Source organism: Wolbachia endosymbiont (group A) of Ancistrocerus nigricornis (assembly GCF_947250785.1).
GTDB lineage: Bacteria > Pseudomonadota > Alphaproteobacteria > Rickettsiales > Anaplasmataceae > Wolbachia > Wolbachia pipientis.
Genome location: NZ_OX366348.1, coordinates 958,338 through 975,521, shown reverse-complemented (window position 1 = coordinate 975,521; position 17,184 = coordinate 958,338). Strand labels below are relative to the sequence as shown.

Below are 17,184 nucleotides of genomic sequence, written 5' to 3'. Positions count from 1 at the left end.
TAAATGTTAAATGATTGCTAATTTAAGTCAAGTTTTTTCATGTTTTTGTATAACAAGCAACGCAGGAGTAAAGAATAAAGTTAAAACCGTTGCAGCCAATATTCCACTTGCTATGGTTGTTGAAATGTCAACCCACCACTGGCTTGATGGAGCATCATATGTGATTTGTAGCGTAAAAAAATTGATATTTAACCTGGTAATCACCGGTATTAAACCAAGAACTGTGGTTGCAACGGTAAGCAATATTGGCCTAACGCGAGAAATTGCAGCGTTTATTACACATCGCTTGATGTCATTTTTGTGTACCTTAATTTGATGATGAAAGGCATCAAGCAATAGTATGTTATTATTCACTATAATTCCTGCCAAAGCAATTATCCCCACTCCACACATAACAACTACGAAAACTTGTTGGATAAGAAAGAAAACAAAAAACACACATGTTGTGGATAAAAACACTGCTGTCATTACGATAAATGTATGGTATACATTATTAAACTGTGTCACTAATACCAATATCATTAGTGTAATCGCTAATATAAAAGCCTTTAACAAAAATGCTCCTGATTTTTGTTGATCTTCTTTGTCGCCTTTAAAATCAATTTTTACTCCCTTGTCCCAATCCTGGGCAATAGAATTCTGAATGAACTTTACTCTTTCATCAACAAGATAGCCAGTATCAACGTCAGCAGAGATTGTCACTGTGCGTAATCCATCAATCCTGTTTAGTTTGTTTACCTTTTTTTCGGGAGCATATTTTACTATGTTGCTCATAGGATACGGGCCATTAACTGTATTGATAAAAAGATTGTCTATAGTCTTCATATTGCGGTCCTTTCTGGGGAAACGGAGTACAATATCGATTTCTTCATCCGTGTTATTTGGTCTATATTTTCCAATCAATACTCCATTTGTAACCATCTTTATAAAATCGCCAATGGTTGCAACACTTACTTCAGAGCTTGTAGCCTTACTCTTATCAACACTCATATTCCACTCTATTTCAGGTGCTGATCTGCTATCTTGAATATTTATAAACCCGGATGAAGGTTGGTTCATAATTTCTAGAATTTTCTCTGCTGCTAAATTCAAACTGGATACACTCCCGCTGAGGTTAATTTGTATTGGCTTGTCAGCCGACGGTCCTGGCTTTTCCTCTTGAACATTAATTATTATTCCTTTCATGTCTTGCACACTGCTCCTTATATCATTTAGTATGTGCTTAGCTTTGCGCCTGAAGCGCCAATCCATAAGTTCTAGTTGTATTCTGGCGATAACGTTGTCTGAAAATGCTCCTGATCTAGCATAAGAAACATGAATTTCTTTTTCAATGCTCAAAATGCGTTCTTCCACTTCTTTGAGTATCAGATCTCGTTCTTTGGCTGATAAGCTTTCTTTTGCTTTAACACTGATTAAAATATTATCTGAATCCACTTTCGGAAAAAACTTTACTCCAGGACCAAAAGTAAAGTACAGCACACTAAATGAAAACAAAACGAATACAGTAGCACATACGAATTTTTTAGGATGATCCAAAACCTTCTCTAGCATGCGTACGTAAGCTCTTATTATAGGCCCAGCATTTTTTATTTCACCACTTTCTATAGCACTCATTTTTTTTATTTCTTTTTTTGAAGTTATCGAAGGCTTACCAAATATTGCACCAAGTGTTGGTATAAAAACCAAAGCCATAATGAGCGATCCAGTCAAAGTTAGGATTATTGTAATTGGTATGTACTGCATGAATTTACCAACAGTATCAGGCCAGAATAATAGAGGAAAAAACACTGCTAATTTAGTTAACGTTGATGATAGAACCGGATAAAACATATCACGAACTGAAGTGTAAAAAGCTTCTACTTTGTCCATTCCGCAGATCATCTTTCTATCGGCATATTCGCTGATCACAATTGCATCATCAACCAGCATGCCAACAGCCATAATTAAACTGAAGAGCACAACGATATTTAAGGTTATACCCATAAAGTAAAGAGCTATTATCCCAATGAGAAAGGAACCGGGTATCGAGAGTGCCACAAGAATAGCAATCCTTGTTCCCATAGAAAGCATCATTATGATCAATATTAACAACACAGCAAATATTATGCCGTTTTCCAAGTCATCAAGCACATCGCGGACGTTTTTTGACTGGTCGTTTAAGTACACCACTTTTAAATTTTCAGGTAATTGATCTTTTGCCTTATCCATTAAGTATTTTACTTGATTTACTGTGTCTATTATGTTTTTTCCGTTACGTTTTGAAATTCCTAGCACGACACTAGGTAATCCATTAATGCGAGCAAATCCTTGGTGATCCTCAAACCTAGGGTATACTTTTGCTATATCTTTGATTCTCAAAACTGCATCGCCTTGAGATCTAATAGGAATATTCATAATATCTTCTATATCTTTTAATAACCCTGATATTTTAATCGAATATTTACCGGTATCATTTTCCAGTGACCCAGCTCCCACTAGTCTGTTATTGCTTGATATAGCTTGGAATATTTCGTTTAATTGAATGTTATATTTTGTTAGAACTGTGGGCTCAACTATCACTTCCACTGTTTCTTTACGCATACCTGCCACTTCAACTTTGAGAACATTTGGCAGAGATTCTATTTCTTTCTTTAGCTTGCGTGCTATTTCAGTTAAGGCTCTTTCTGGCAAATTACCAATTAAGCCGACATTGAGTATCGGAAATAAGCTCAAGTTTATTTCATTGATTATCGGAGATTCCGCTTCAACAGGTAACTTCGATTTTATGTTTGAAAGCTTTGAACGGACATTATCGAGCACTTCTTTATTATCATACTCTGTTCCAAATTCGAGTATCATGTGAGCACCATCATTAGTTGCAAAAGCTCTCAATTCTCTTACACCTTCGATGGATCTTAGTTCATTTTCTATAGGAAGCACTAATAGCTTTTCACTATCTTGAGCAGAAATCCCAGGAAGTCCAACAAACACGCTGATTATAGGAATCTGTATACCAGGATTGCTTTCCCTTGGCATTTTTACATAAACGTATGAACCGAAGATAAAAATTACTATAAGTAATAATACCACCGCCCTGTTTCGCTCTATGAGTAAGCTCTGCATGTTGAATGTTAGCTGAATATGTGCGTTTGTACAATATTATAGTCGAGATACATTGCATATTAATTAATCCTTGTGTAGCTTTAAAACTTTACGCAAATAATTAAAATTTTTGCAAAATTGCAAGTATAAGAAAATTTCTGTATAATAATTCTAGAGCAGTATTTGAGAGGTTATTATGGTGGCAATTCTAAATATAACAAAAGGCAAAAATAAAGTTATTGTGTCTGGATTAGCTGGAGCTTTATCAGCTTTAATATTTTTAACAGCAATCCACATTGCCGCAAAGATAGCCATTATCGTTTCTGCTGCTGCAGTTACTTACTTATTACTTTCGCTGATTCATAAAATAAGAACTAAAAAAGAACAGCCTGCTGAAATTACTGGTGTTTCAGGAGATGAAGGTGAAGAAAAAGGTACCGTAAAAGAACCAAAAAGAACTGAAACTGAGCTAGCAGAAGAGCGCATGGAGAAAGGATCACTTGGTGGCCCTATAAATGCGTTTGGCGAACCAATTCTTGATGAATTTAAGAACACTGAAGGCAGTCATTCTGCTGATTATACAAAAACTATGGTAGTACCTGAGAAAATTATTCTTGACATGTCAGATGATAGAAATCCTGCACAAAATAACTCTAGCTCTATAAAGAATCAGATGAAATCTCTCCCTGAACACATGGATGTATCTGGTAATCCACTTCCTGAGCAGCCACCGAGCAACCTTACCAATATAGGGCTTGGATCATCTAAAAGTACGCAGAAACTATCTGCTGCAGACTTGCTATTACAGTATGGGAATGTAAATAATGATGTGAGGAAAGTGCTAGAATGGCCAATTACCTCAAAGGAGTTTAATGGGTTAGGGTTTAACAGGTAGTTGCTATATCAAACTCTCCATCTTATATTGAGGATCAGATGCGATGCCATACACTCTATTTGGCGGAGCAATTTTGTTCTCTATACCAAAAACTATACCTTCAATTATTGCTGTGAGTACTTTTTCAAGGTTACAATCTGTTCCAGGAACACGGTGCTCTAGGCGGCATCTTTTGGAATCGTTGCCAAAATAGGGAATTCTTATCGCAGCAGTTCTGTTATTTACTCCCCAACTAATCGTAGTTGGAGTGTGAATATCCGGATACTGAAATCTTAAATATGAATCATCATTTGGAGCAAAAAACAACATATGTTTTTTCATCATTGCACATAATCCACCAATACTATGAATCAGATAGTCACTGTACTTTTGCTCATTGATATAAAATAAGTTACCGTTATTTGAATTCACGAGATTAACATGCACATTTAATGCACTGCCTGCTCTATCCAAATAAGGCTTTGCTTTAAAAGAAACATTCCCACCTAGTTTTTGTGCTGTTTCAGTAAGTGATTGTTTTGCTAACTCAAAATGCTTAATTAAATTGTAGGAGTTCGTATAACAACCACTTTTTATCTCATACTGATGTGTAGAATTCTCCTTCTCGCAAGAAAATTCAAGAGATGCTATTTTATTTTTGATGCTATTCAGAAATAAGTATTCTTTTTCTATTCCTTCAATGTAAAACTCTAGTTCAATACCGAATACAGCATAACAACTCAAATTACTTAATATAATCATAAATTTGCTTCAGTAAATCTATATTAGGTTAGCTATATTTATATGAATACTTTACTTATTTGCCAGTAAATTTAACATCTTATTTATACATAATGTATTACTGTTTTTAATAGCATGCTTCTAATCCTCGATACAAGCGACATTTACAAATTTTTCATTTTTTTGAAATAAAAATGATCAATTTTAATGTTTTTATACCCTTTACAACCCATCAAAAAATCACCATAATTTTTAGTATGTATTAAGTAGTATTAGCTTTTCATTTTGCAGTAAGCTATTGATTATCTTATATTTTTCTAATTATTGCTTTTTTCTTGGTGTGGTATATGAACTTAACTAGCCCTAAGGTTTCTACTATGTTTTTTGATCAGATTATTACAGTAACGGATCACAATGTTACTTGGGAAAAAATCCAAAATTGTCTTTATAATCTTTATGGAGAAGCAACATATAATAGCTGGCTGAGTTCACTAAAATTTGTCAGTAGCAGAAATGGGGAAGTTCTTTTATCCGTGTCAACAAGGTTTATAAAAGAGTGGATTACAGTTCATTACATGAAAAAAATATTATCATTATGGCAAAGCGAAGATAAAAGTATACGTTCTATTGATATTCAAGTAATTGAGGAGAGGAATTCAAATTTTAATGTTATACTAAAAAACAGAGAGGAAAGTAATCATAATCTTGGTTCGCCGCTGGATCCAAGGTTCACCTTTGATAATTTTGTAGTGGGAAAGCCAAATGAATTAGCATTTACGGCGGCAAAGCGTGTGGCAGAATCTATAGATCCAATATTAGGCAGCAATCCTTTGTTTCTATATGGTGGAGTGGGACTTGGTAAAACACATCTAATGCATGCTATAGCTTGGCACATAGTCAATTCCCCATCAGCAAAAAGAAAAGTGGTGTATTTATCAGCAGAGAAATTCATGTACCAATATATTACAGCGCTGCGAAGCAAAGATATTATGTTATTTAAAGAGCAATTTAGATCAGTAGATGTATTGATGGTAGATGATGTGCAATTTATCAGTGGTAAAGATAGTACACAAGAAGAATTTTTTCACACTTTCAATGCATTGATAGACCAAAATAAACAATTGGTTATATCAGCTGATAGGTCTCCTAGTGATCTTGATGGAGTGGAAGAAAGAATAAAATCACGACTCGGTTGGGGGTTGGTGGCAGATATTAATAAAACAACTTTTGAATTAAGGCTTGGTATATTGCAGGCAAAAGTGGAGCAGATGAATATGTATGTTCCGAAAGATGTCCTAGAGTTTTTAGCAAGGAACATAAAATCTAATATAAGAGAATTAGAAGGAGCATTAAATAAGGTTACCCATACCTCATTAATTGGAAGAAGTATGACGGTAGAATCAGCTAGTGAAACCCTAATCGATCTTCTTAGGTCAAATCATAGGTCAGTCACAATAGAAGAAATACAAAAGAAAGTAGCTGAATTTTTCAATATAAAGGTTGCAGATATGCAATCCAATAGAAGGCTTCGCAGTCTTGCAAGGCCAAGACAAATAGCTATGTATTTTGCCAAAAAATTTACGCAAAAAAGCCTACCAGATATTGGGAGAAACTTTGGTGGCAGAGACCATGCTACTGTTATACATGCAGTAAAACAAGTAGAAAATTTTATAAAGACCGACTCAAAATTTGCTGATGAAATCAATCGATTAAAAAAAATGTTTAAGAGGTTGTCCGGAAACTAGTAAATTCAAGCATATTCCCTCTTTAACATAACCCTACTCATAGCTAGGTATATGAAATTCTCAGTGGATGTTGTGAGTAAATCATACTCCTTCGATAGCCTTCTATTCCTATTAACCCAAGCAAAAGTCCTTTCTACAACCCATCTTCTTGGCTGTACTTTAAACCCTTGTTCTCTTGTTGGTAGTAGCTCAGGTGGCGTATCTTTGTGCACCCAAAATCTACATGGAGGCCTTTTAACAATTTCAATATCTATGTCATATTCTTCCTTTATGTGATTCTTTAAATTTCTTCCTTGGTATCCCATGTCAGCCCACATTTTTTTAACTTTAGTATATTTTGTTCTCATATTGTTTAATGCTATTTTAATACCATCTCTATCATTTTCGTTAGCAGCGCCTACGTAACAACCTAGTATAAAACCCTGAGTGTCTGTAATTATATGCCTTTTTCTACCCTTTACTTTTTTACTTCCATCATAGCCTTTGATCCCCCCTTTTCTGTAGTCTTTACAGATTGACTATCTACTATACAGGCACTCGGCTGCTCATTCCTTCCTATTTTTCTTCTACTATATTTTGTAATTTCATAATTCATTTTCTCAAAAATTCCCTGCTTCTTCCATTGCCTGAACTGCTCATACACAGTCTTCCATAGCGGAAAATCATTTGGTAAATACCGCCATTGACACCCTGTACGCAATACATAGAAAATTGCTTCTAATATTTCTCTTTTGCTATACTTTGGCGGCCTTCCTCCTTTCTTGTATGATACTCTGAAGTGTTTTTCTATTCTTGCCCATTCCCTTTCGCTTAGATCTGTTGGATACTTTTTTCTCATCTTTACCCCGTACTAAAATTTCAGATATTATAGCCTTTTACTTGTTTCCGGACAACCTCTAAGTAGCGTTTTTAAAATAGCTAATAACAAATCCTAAAATGAATCGACTATAGTTTTAATCCGTTTAAGTTTAAAATCTTCTGTTAGCTTCGCAGAATACATTTCCTTATTGTGTTGATTATAGAAGGTAAATTCGTGATCATCTAAATTTAGTATTGCAAAGCCAAAGCCAAAAAAGTTTCTAACCTCGTGTGCTAAGTAGTTTTTACCATTTGAATAGTCAAATTCTACATTTTGATAAACAGATTCTTGATCTTGAGCGTGTAATGATGCACCACCGTTTCCAACTATAATTTGGTCTGGAACATTATCCATTAATAAAATCTGGGCTATATGAATGTGGCCAGAAATTATGGTAGTAACATTGCTTGGAAATTTATCTCCAAAAGCTTCGATTTGTGTAAGATTACCATGGCTTTTTAATGTCAAAAATTCTTTTTTTGGAGATCTCCAAAGCGGTTTATGAGTTAAAAACCACATGGGCTTGTCAGAACTATTTTGTATCAATTTATCAAATTGCCTCTCAAAAGCATCAATTGTGCTTTGGGTTGTAAAAATATCCTCACCGGATGAAGAGTCGAAGATAAAAAATTTCATCGGTCCAGCATCTAAGGACCAACTAGAAACGAAGTTTCCACATTTTTCAGACGAAAAGGGGTATGAATCTAGATACCTGAACCATCCTTCATAAGCTCTATCACAACTCTCATGGTTTCCACGAACAAAAAGGAAAGGGGATTGTGATAAAATATCCTTTGCAGGCTCAAACCAATCAGCGTACCAAACTTCTTTATTATATCCATAAATATCGCCACACTTTTTTGTATTTCTACATTTTGTTTGTCTATAATGATAATCACCAACATGGATAATTAAATCTGGTTTATGAAGGGCGATTGAATCTAAATTTTTTTTTAAAGGCCAGCTATCTACCGAATTACATTCCTGCTGAAATAACATATTTATTCTACAGCCCGTGTCACCAATGAAAGCAATTTTATTAACCTTTTTTGGTAATATAGGAACCCGTAGATCCTCAATACTAATGTTTTTGGCACTTGTTTGTACTGTCAGTTCACAAACTGTTTCGTTATGATCACCATTGTTAATTGAGCTGCGATTCAGCATTTCTGTTTCCTCGCCATCAACATAAACAATGGGACACATGTCATTGTCCGTAATTGCGCGTATGCTTAGTTTATTTTCTGGGATAACTTGAGACCATGTGTATAATATTTGTGCATGGACGAAATGAAAGCTAGTTATAAGAGAGAGAGCTAAAAAAATAAAGATATTAGCTATATTCATTTGTATAAAAACCTAAGTTAAAAATTAGTAGTAAGGGTATCTTAAATGATTAAAATTTATAATCACAAAATTCATAATCAAATTATACAAACAATTTCTAAATTATTCTAGTATCAGATTGACACTCTAGATGAAAAATTCTAAAATGATTAAGTAATTTAAAATAATTATATAAAAACTAGAATATAGTGCGGCCGTGGTGGAATTGGTAGACACGCAGCGTTGAGGTCGCTGTGGCTCATAAGGCCTTGGAAGTTCAAGTCTTCTCGGCCGCACCAGTTTTTATCGCTGTTTAATATGGGTAAAAATGTTTATAGGAAATCAGAGTAGCAATAAGGTAGAAAGAGCTATCAGCGAAATCAGGCGCGGTCGGCCAATTGTAATATATGATGAAAGTAATTACCTATTGTTTGCTGCTGCTGAGGCTTTAGAAAGAGATTTATTTAATCAATACAAGCTTACATCAAGTAATGTATATGTTACTTTAACTTCAAGTAAGGTAAAATACATATCTCAGAATAAAGAACATAACAGCAAACGTCTGTTGGTGAATAATTTTGATGAACTGCTCTATTTAATAAACTGTTCAAAGGAAGATTGCATAAAAGAGTTGCAATGCTCAAAGACAATAGATGAATGTGCTATTGCCTTGCTTAAGTTCTCAGAATTATTGCCATACGCGTTAGTGGCTGATATGACTTTTGAGAATAACCATGAAATGCGAAATTGGTGCGAGAAAAATGACGTTATTGCACTGGACACGTCATTCATAAATAATTTTCAAGAAAATCAGGATGTATATGAAGTGTGCAAAACATCATTATTTTTAAAACAGACTCAAGAAGTAAATATCATATCTTATAGAACCGAAAGTGGTGGAAGAGAACATCATGCAATTATCATTGGCAATCCAGATAAAGATGACGAACCATTAGTGAGAATTCATTCTTCGTGCTATACGGGTGACTTGTTAGATAGCTTGTCATGCGATTGCAGAAGTCAGTTACATCAAGCAATTCAAATGATAGCTGACTCTGGAAGTGGTATTATATTGTATTTGATGCAAGATGGAAGAGGCATTGGTTTAACTAATAAGTTAAGATCGTACAGTATGCAAAGAGGACATAATCTTGATACTGTTGATGCAAATAGAATATTGGGTTTTGAAGATGATGAAAGGAGTTTTGCTGTTGCAGCTAAAATGCTTAAGAAATTGAACATTAACAAAATCCAATTACTTACAAACAATGATAGGAAATTGTCAGAATTGGAAAGTAGTGGTATAGGAGTTACAAAGTGTCTACCACTTATTGTGGAACGTAATAAATATAACGATTCATATATGGAGACAAAGTTTGGTAAATTAGGCCATAGATTAAGAGTTTTTTAGCTTTTTTGCTGTAACTACTTTGTTAATTTGCTATGTTTATTAACATAAGTTAAGATTTTTAGGAATACTAAAATGCTAAGATTTTTTAAGCGAGAAAAAAATACTGAATCCTTAGATAAGGATATAAATTGGAATTCAAACCGCTACAGCACAGTTATTGCTCAAAGGAATATTCTACTTTTATTTGCATTAATATTATTAGCAACGATCTCTATCAGCATATTAGTCATATTTAAAATTAGCACAAGTAGCACTATTGAGCCATTTGTTATAGAAATTGACAAGAAATCAGGAATAGTGCAATTGGTTGATCCTGTCACAGTAAAACAGTATTCTGCAGATGAAGCGCTAAACGATTATTTTATTTCAGAGTATATAAAAGCAAGGGAGGTTTTTGATCCATATCATTATAATTATAACTATTATACAAAGGTGAGGTTGTTTTCCTCACCTAATGTGTATAATGAATTTAGAAATTATGTAGGATCGCAGAATATGGATGATCTTTTTAATTTATATTCAGATACCAAAAGTGAATTTAAAATTCGCTCAATTCAAAAGTTGGGTAACGATGCTCTTCAGGTGAGATTTTTTGTGGAATTTACACGGAAAGATGGAAGTTCTACGAGAAAAAATAAGATAGTTATTATGTCATATAGATATGCATCGCTTGAAATGGATGATCAGCAAAGATATATTAACCCATTAGGATTTCAAGTTATTTCATATAGAGTAGATGATGAATATGTATAGGATATTATTAGTTTTAGCTTTACTTGTAAGTGGCAATTTAAACGCATCCATTAATTATAATGAGCCTATTTCTATAGATAGTAGAATAAAGACTTTTGTGTATAGCCCTAATGAAGTATTTACGGTGGTTTTTAGTCAGGGTTACTATTCTTATATTGAATTTGCGGAAGGAGAAAAAGTTAAAAATATCGCTGTTGGTGATGCATCAAGTTGGAAAATTAATCCTTATGACAATAAATTGCTTATCATGCCATTTGAAGTTAGTAGTCGCACTAACATGATTATTACGACAACTAAAAAAAGAAATTACATTTTTGATTTAATCTCAAGGCCAAACTACGATAAATACCCGGATACTGATGCTAAGAAAGTAGATCACGATTATTCTGCTGAAAAGGATATATCTTACGTAGTACGTTTTTATTATCCTCAAGAAGAAGGTGAATTTGATGTTGATTTAGATGAGGTTTCTTTACCTACTCAAATGCAATATACTACAGACAAGCTAGAAAAAATAATACAAGAAAATGATACGAAGTACAATTATACATATATTGATGAAGGTGGTAATGCGGATATAGTTCCGATCGAGTTATTTGATGATGGTTATTTAACCTATTTAAAATTTAGAAATAATAATAAAATACCTCAGGTTTTTGTAGAAGGGGAGGATAAACCTTGTAAAAGGCTGTTATTTGATGATTATGTTATAATAAAAGGAGTACATAAAAAGCTATTTATGCGTTATGAAGATGGTGAAGTTGAAATTATAAATAGGTCACTTTAGCTGTGGTACATGCAATATGAATAAAGAAAGGCGTAACAATTCAGAAGATGAATCAGAAATAGAGAATAAGGTAGTAACAGTTGGCTCTAATCAAGGTCATAGGGCATTGATGGTCATTATTTTAGTGCTTCTGGCTGGTGGAGTGTATTATCTCTATTTTAGTCCTTCTCCTAAAGAGGGTTCAGAAGTTATTAAAAAAGAGGAAACAAAGCAAAACGTTCAAGAATTGAAAGGAAAGTTGGAACAAGTTCCAGATAATGTAATGGTTCCTGAAAGAATAATAACTGATCCCTTACCACCCTTACCTCCTCTTCCTACACCACTAATCATACCAGAAATAAAACAAATTAGAAAAGAAGAAGTGATGAAAAAAGAAGAAGAGAAACCAAAAGAAACTCCTGTGTCAAATATACCTATTTTGCCAAAGCAAAATTTTCCTTCTAGTAATGTTATGGGCAATTTACCTACCTCGTTTCCTACAATAGGGGGTGGCGGTTATCCTAGAGACAGACGTAGTGCACAGATGTTGACAATTTCAGGTGGTAGTGGAGAGAACAAGGCTGCTGATGCTATTTTATCCGACACTTCAGCACAATCGAGCAAAGCTACCAGAGTAGGAAAGCTTGGTTTAATGATTACTCAAGGTAAAATTATTGATGCTGTTCTTGAAACTGCAATAAACTCTGATCTGCAAGGAATGCTGCGTGCTATGGTGAGTAGAGATGTTTATGCAGAAACTGGTGATACAGTTTTAATACCTAAAGGCTCAAGATTGATAGGCAGTTATTCATTTGACTCGAATGTTGCTAAATCTCGTGTAAATATAAACTGGAATAGAGTGATTCTGCCACATGGAATAGATATTGCAATCTCATCACTTAGTACTGACGAGATTGGTAGAGCAGGAATAGCAGGAATAGTTGATAACAAAATAGTAAGTGCGTTATTCTCTTCGGTGACACTTGCTGGTGTTTCGATTGGTTCTGCTGTTATAGGGCAAAAGGCTTCTAATCTTGTTGATACGCTAACTGTCAGAGATGCAGTAAAGTCTATCACTGCAACCGAAATAGATTTTTCTTCTCTCCAACTCATTATTGACCCAGAAAAGAAGATATCTAGTGACAAATGGAAATTAGGCCTTGGGGCTATCGGAAGAATTCGGAGTGCCAAAAGCAGACAAGATTTACTAAAAATAATGAAAGAGGAAATAGCAAAAGCACTAGGAATTGAAGAAGACGAGGTAAATATAAGCCTGGAAATTGTAAATCAACTGTTAGAACAAATTCAAAGAAAAAGCAAGCCTGTTTATGATGAAGCAATCGGGAAATCAATCGAGGATTTTTCTAAAGATATGCGGGATGTAGTGGGCAGATATACAGATAAAAAACCAACTATTTATGTTGATCAAGGCACTGCATTGAAAGTATTTGTTAACCAAGATACAGTATTTCCTCCACAGGCAATATTAAATCAATGAAATGAACTATGCTGCACTTGATACATATTTGGAGCCATTACAAGGCATATTTCAAGAAGAAGGCGTAAATGAAATATCAATAAATAAGCCAAAGGAAGTATGGATTGAAAATCGCGGTGAAATAAGGTGTGAAAAATTAGAAGTATTCGATCTTAACCATTTGAAATCTCTTGGCAGACTGATTGCTCAAGCTACAGAACAAAAACTTAGCGAAGAAGCGCCGTTACTTTCGGCAACATTACCAAATGGTTATCGTATACAGATAGTATTTCCGCCAGCATGTGAACCTGATAAAGTAGTCATGTCGATTCGTAAGCCTTCTAGCATGCAGTTAGCACTCGATGATTACGAAAAAATGGGGGCTTTTTCTGAAACTGTTACAGAAGCAACTGATAATCCAGTTGACCGTCATTTGGATTTATTGTTAAGGCAAAAAAAAATAAAAGAGTTTTTAGAATACGCTGTAATAAGTAAGAAAAATATTATAATTAGTGGTGGAACTTCCACTGGTAAGACTACTTTTACTAATGCTACTTTGCGTGCTATTCCAGATGAGGAAAGAATTATTACTGTTGAGGATGCAAGGGAAATCGTTTTGAACGATCATCCCAATAAAGTCCATCTAATTGCCTCTAAAGGAGGGCAGGGCAGAGCAAAAGTAACCACTCAAGATTTGATAGAAGCGTGCTTACGTTTAAGGCCAGACAGAATAATAGTTGGTGAGCTCCGTGGAGCGGAAGCTTTTAGTTTTCTTAGGGCGATAAATACTGGTCACCCTGGATCAATATCAACCCTTCATGCGGATAGTCCAACAATGGCCCTTGAGCAAATAAAACTGATGGTTATGCAAGCAAACCTTGGCATTCCTCCAGACCAAATTATACCATACATTAGAAATGTGATTGATATTGTTATTCAGCTAAAAAGAACCGGTGGGGGCAAAAGAAGCATTTCTGAGATATTATTTACTAGATCTGCGAGCGAAAATGCTTAAATTTATACATAAGTTAAGGAAGAGTAGTTTATGAGTAATGGAAATCACCTACGTAATATTCTCATAGGAGGTGTAGTAGCTTTTAGCGTACTTGAGTTTTGCTTCTATCTATCTGGTATATTGTTTGTTCTGTTTGCTGGTGGTCCGGATGCTGTGGATTTTAAGGCAATTAATCCTAGTTTGACGCCTTTCCCTCAAGCTCTTTGGCCAACGATTTTTGATCATATACAATATTGTTGGCATCATCCAGAGTTATATAGCTTTGAGCTCAAAATCACATTAATTATATCTTCTGCACTGCCTATCATTGTTTTAATGATTATCTTATGGAATTTAAGAGAAAGGATAATTGAGTGGCGACCATTTAAAAAGAAGGAATCACTTCATGGAGATTCGCAGTGGGCATCAGAGAAAGACATACGAAAAGCAGGATTAAGAAGCAAAAAGGGATTATTGCTTGGTAAAGATAAAAGAGGATACTTCATTTCTGATGGGTTTCAGCATGCATTGTTATTTGCACCTACAGGTTCTGGTAAGGGTGTTGGCTTTGTAATTCCTAATTTATTATTTTGGACTGACTCGGTAATTGTACACGACATAAAATTAGAAAACTATGAAATAACAAGTGGTTGGCGAGAACGACAAGGACAAAAAGTATACGTATGGAATCCAGCGCAGCCAGATGGAATAAGTCACTGTTACAATCCATTACAATGGATTAGTGAAAAACCTGGGCAGATGGTTGACGATGTGCAGAAAATAGCTAACCTAATCATGCCTGAACAAGACTTTTGGCAGAATGAAGCAAGAAGCTTATTTGTTGGAGTGGTATTATACTTACTTGCTGCACCAGAGAAAGTTAAATCTTTTGGTGAAGTTGTGCGTACGATGCGTAGTGATGACGTGGTTTATAATCTTGCTGTTGCTCTTGATACAATGGGTAAAATACTACACCCTGTAGCATATATGAATATTGCAGCTTTTTTACAAAAAGCTGATAAAGAAAGGTCAGGTGTTGTATCAACCATGAACTCATCACTTGAATTGTGGGCAAACCCATTGATTGATACTGCAACTGCGTCAAGTGATTTTAATATTCTAGATTTTAAAAAGAAGAAAATTACAGTTTATGTTGGTTTAACTCCTGACAACTTGACTAGGCTCAGGCCTTTAATGCAGGTTTTTTACCAACAGGCAACTGAGTTTTTATGTAGAAAATTGCCATCGGATGACGAGCCTTATGGCGTATTGTTTTTAATGGATGAGTTTCCTACACTTGGAAAAATGGAGCAATTTCAAACAGGTATTGCATATTTTCGTGGTTATCGAGTTAGGTTATTCTTAATTGTTCAAGATACTGAGCAGCTCAAAGGAATATACGAAGAAGCAGGGATGAACTCCTTTTTGTCAAACTCGACTTACAGAATAACTTTTGCAGCCAATAATATTGAAACAGCTAATTTAATATCGCAACTTATAGGAAACAAAACTGTACAACAAGAATCGTTGAATAAGCCTAAATTTTTAGATTTAAATCCTGCTTCAAGGTCATTACATATCTCTGAAATACAGAGAGCATTGCTATTGCCTCAAGAAGTTATTATGTTGCCACGTAACGATCAGATAATTTTAATAGAGTCGACTTACCCAATTAAATCAAAGAAAATTTTGTACTACAGTGATACCACCTTCACAAGAAGGCTGCTCAAACAAACTCGTGTGCCTACACAAGAACCATATGACCCAAACAAAGTTCTTTCTGCCGCTGCGAGCAAAGATAAGGTTAATAACGAGGGGAATAATGTTCTTGAGGGACCTAATTCAGTTGATTATCCTGCTGAAACTAAAACCGAAGATGCAGTATATGATGAATCAGATGAATTTGCAGACGAAGATATTGATGATGAAGATATCGACGATAAGTTTGAAGATGATGACGAGGAAGATGAGGATAGGAGCGATGATGGGTTTGATGACGAAGAAGAGGAGGATGAATTTGAAGATGAGGATAAATTAAAAAATGACGAGAAGTAAGGTTAACTTTGCCTATTTTTAGCTCAGAAAAGTGCAAGTTATGCAAATAATTAGGTTTTTCATATTAAGCCATTTTTAATTAATTAGTATTAGATTAGCTATTTTAACTAGGGGAGTAATAATGATTAGTAAAAAAACATTAGCGGTTACAGCATTTGCTTTATTGTTGTCACAACAATCTTTTGCAAGTGAAACAGAAGGGTTTTACTTTGGTAGTGGGTATTACGGTCAATATTTAAATAACACAAGCGTACTAAAAACAAGCACTACAGGTATCAAAAATTTGTCTATAAATGACAGGGGTGCTCAGAACACAGAAGGTCAGTCACTAAGTGAGTATAAAGGAGATTATAATCCACCTTTTGCTGCAAATGTGGCATTTGGTTACACAGGAGAATTGGGTAACAACAGCTATAGGGCTGAATTGGAAGGGATGTATTCTTCTGTAAAAGTGGATAATATTGGTTTAACAAGTAGCCAAATAACTGTTTCATACCTAAAGGAGACTGGTGAGGATCCTAATAAAGAAACTTATCTCTATAGTGCTGCAGTTAGTAATGACCAAATTGAGAACATATCTGTAATGGCAAATGTTTATCATCATTGGAAAAGTGACCGTTTCTCTTTTTCTCCTTACGTTGGTATTGGGATCGGTGCAACAAGAATGACGATGTTTGAAAAACCGTCAATAAGACCCGCAGGTCAATTAAAAGCTGGCTTTGACTATCGCATAAACGAAGATGTAAATATGCATATTGGATATAGAGGTTTTGGTGCTATTGGTAGCGATATTAAGCTTACAGCAAAAAGGTTAGGACAAGTGGTAGACGACCCTAATAATGATAAAAAAAAGAAGCTTAATCCTAGCTCAGGTAGCAAAGTAACTGAGGAAATAAATATAGGTAATCAACTATTTCACACACACGGTATAGAGGCTGGTCTTACTTTCCATTTTGCCAGCAAAGCTTAAACATGTTGCCCTTTAAAAAATGCATAAAACCGTTCCTGTCGTCCTATGGCTTGACCATAGGATCTAGTTAAATATAGATCCAAGTAGTCACGCTACTTGGATGACTAGGTAGAGGGTACTGGGATGATATAG

12 protein-coding genes, 1 tRNA gene and 1 pseudogene are annotated in these 17,184 nt (G+C 34.8%); 10 read left to right on the top strand and 4 right to left on the bottom strand.

The features are described 5' to 3' along the window. Window positions 1–27: 27 nt before the first annotated feature. Window positions 28–3,102, bottom strand: coding sequence for an efflux RND transporter permease subunit (locus tag OOK90_RS04915; protein WP_319803537.1), 3,075 nt, complete (start codon window positions 3,100–3,102; stop codon window positions 28–30). Between the two features lie 175 nt (window positions 3,103–3,277). Here OOK90_RS04915 and OOK90_RS04910 point away from each other — a divergent pair, with 175 nt between their 5' ends. Continuing rightward, window positions 3,278–3,976 (top strand): hypothetical protein, encoded by a 699-nt coding sequence (locus OOK90_RS04910; RefSeq protein WP_264705813.1) that lies wholly within the window; start codon window positions 3,278–3,280, stop codon window positions 3,974–3,976. 3 nt (window positions 3,977–3,979) lie between these two features. On the opposite strand, the gene OOK90_RS04905 is transcribed toward OOK90_RS04910, so the two are convergent. Next, window positions 3,980–4,717, bottom strand: coding sequence for a type I glutamate--ammonia ligase (locus OOK90_RS04905; protein WP_010963182.1), 738 nt, complete (start codon window positions 4,715–4,717; stop codon window positions 3,980–3,982). Between the two features lie 326 nt (window positions 4,718–5,043). Between OOK90_RS04905 and dnaA the strand changes: the two genes are divergently transcribed. Beyond that, entirely contained in the window at window positions 5,044–6,441 is a 1,398-nt protein-coding gene (dnaA, locus tag OOK90_RS04900) for a chromosomal replication initiator protein DnaA (protein ID WP_264705812.1), read from the top strand. Window positions 6,442–6,446: 5 nt separating this feature from the next. On the opposite strand, the pseudogene OOK90_RS04895 reads toward dnaA, so the two are convergent. Together OOK90_RS04895 and OOK90_RS04890 are read right to left on the bottom strand one after the other, a co-directional pair. Beyond that, window positions 6,447–7,279 (bottom strand): annotated as a pseudogene (locus OOK90_RS04895) (IS5 family transposase). Between the two features lie 93 nt (window positions 7,280–7,372). Further along, window positions 7,373–8,647 (bottom strand): metallophosphoesterase, encoded by a 1,275-nt coding sequence (locus tag OOK90_RS04890; RefSeq protein ID WP_209473146.1) that lies wholly within the window; start codon window positions 8,645–8,647, stop codon window positions 7,373–7,375. Window positions 8,648–8,837: 190 nt separating this feature from the next. Here OOK90_RS04890 and OOK90_RS04885 point away from each other — a divergent pair. The 8 genes from OOK90_RS04885 (at window position 8,838) to OOK90_RS04850 (ending at window position 17,052) form a co-directional block, all read left to right on the top strand. Next, a tRNA-Leu gene (locus tag OOK90_RS04885) sits at window positions 8,838–8,925 on the top strand. Between the two features lie 29 nt (window positions 8,926–8,954). After that, on the top strand, window positions 8,955–10,037 hold the full coding sequence (locus OOK90_RS04880; RefSeq protein ID WP_264705811.1) for a GTP cyclohydrolase II: 1,083 nt from the start codon (window positions 8,955–8,957) through the stop codon (window positions 10,035–10,037). Window positions 10,038–10,109: 72 nt separating this feature from the next. Then, window positions 10,110–10,790, top strand: coding sequence for a VirB8 family type IV secretion system protein (locus OOK90_RS04875; protein ID WP_151807683.1), 681 nt, complete (start codon window positions 10,110–10,112; stop codon window positions 10,788–10,790). Next, window positions 10,777–11,577 (top strand): P-type conjugative transfer protein VirB9, encoded by an 801-nt coding sequence (virB9, locus tag OOK90_RS04870; protein ID WP_174515708.1) that lies wholly within the window; start codon window positions 10,777–10,779, stop codon window positions 11,575–11,577. The genes OOK90_RS04875 and virB9 overlap by 14 nt, the downstream gene beginning before the upstream one ends. Before the next feature lie 16 nt (window positions 11,578–11,593). Continuing rightward, entirely contained in the window at window positions 11,594–13,054 is a 1,461-nt protein-coding gene (locus tag OOK90_RS04865; protein ID WP_264705810.1) for a TrbI/VirB10 family protein, read from the top strand. Between the two features lies 1 nt (window position 13,055). Then, window positions 13,056–14,048, top strand: coding sequence for a P-type DNA transfer ATPase VirB11 (gene virB11, locus OOK90_RS04860; RefSeq protein ID WP_010962302.1), 993 nt, complete (start codon window positions 13,056–13,058; stop codon window positions 14,046–14,048). A gap of 30 nt (window positions 14,049–14,078) precedes the next feature. Further along, a complete protein-coding gene (locus OOK90_RS04855) occupies window positions 14,079–16,082 on the top strand; it encodes a type IV secretory system conjugative DNA transfer family protein (protein ID WP_264705809.1) in 2,004 nt (667 codons plus the stop codon). A gap of 121 nt (window positions 16,083–16,203) precedes the next feature. Beyond that, on the top strand, window positions 16,204–17,052 hold the full coding sequence (locus tag OOK90_RS04850; protein ID WP_264705808.1) for a P44/Msp2 family outer membrane protein: 849 nt from the start codon (window positions 16,204–16,206) through the stop codon (window positions 17,050–17,052). Window positions 17,053–17,184: the final 132 nt, after the last annotated feature.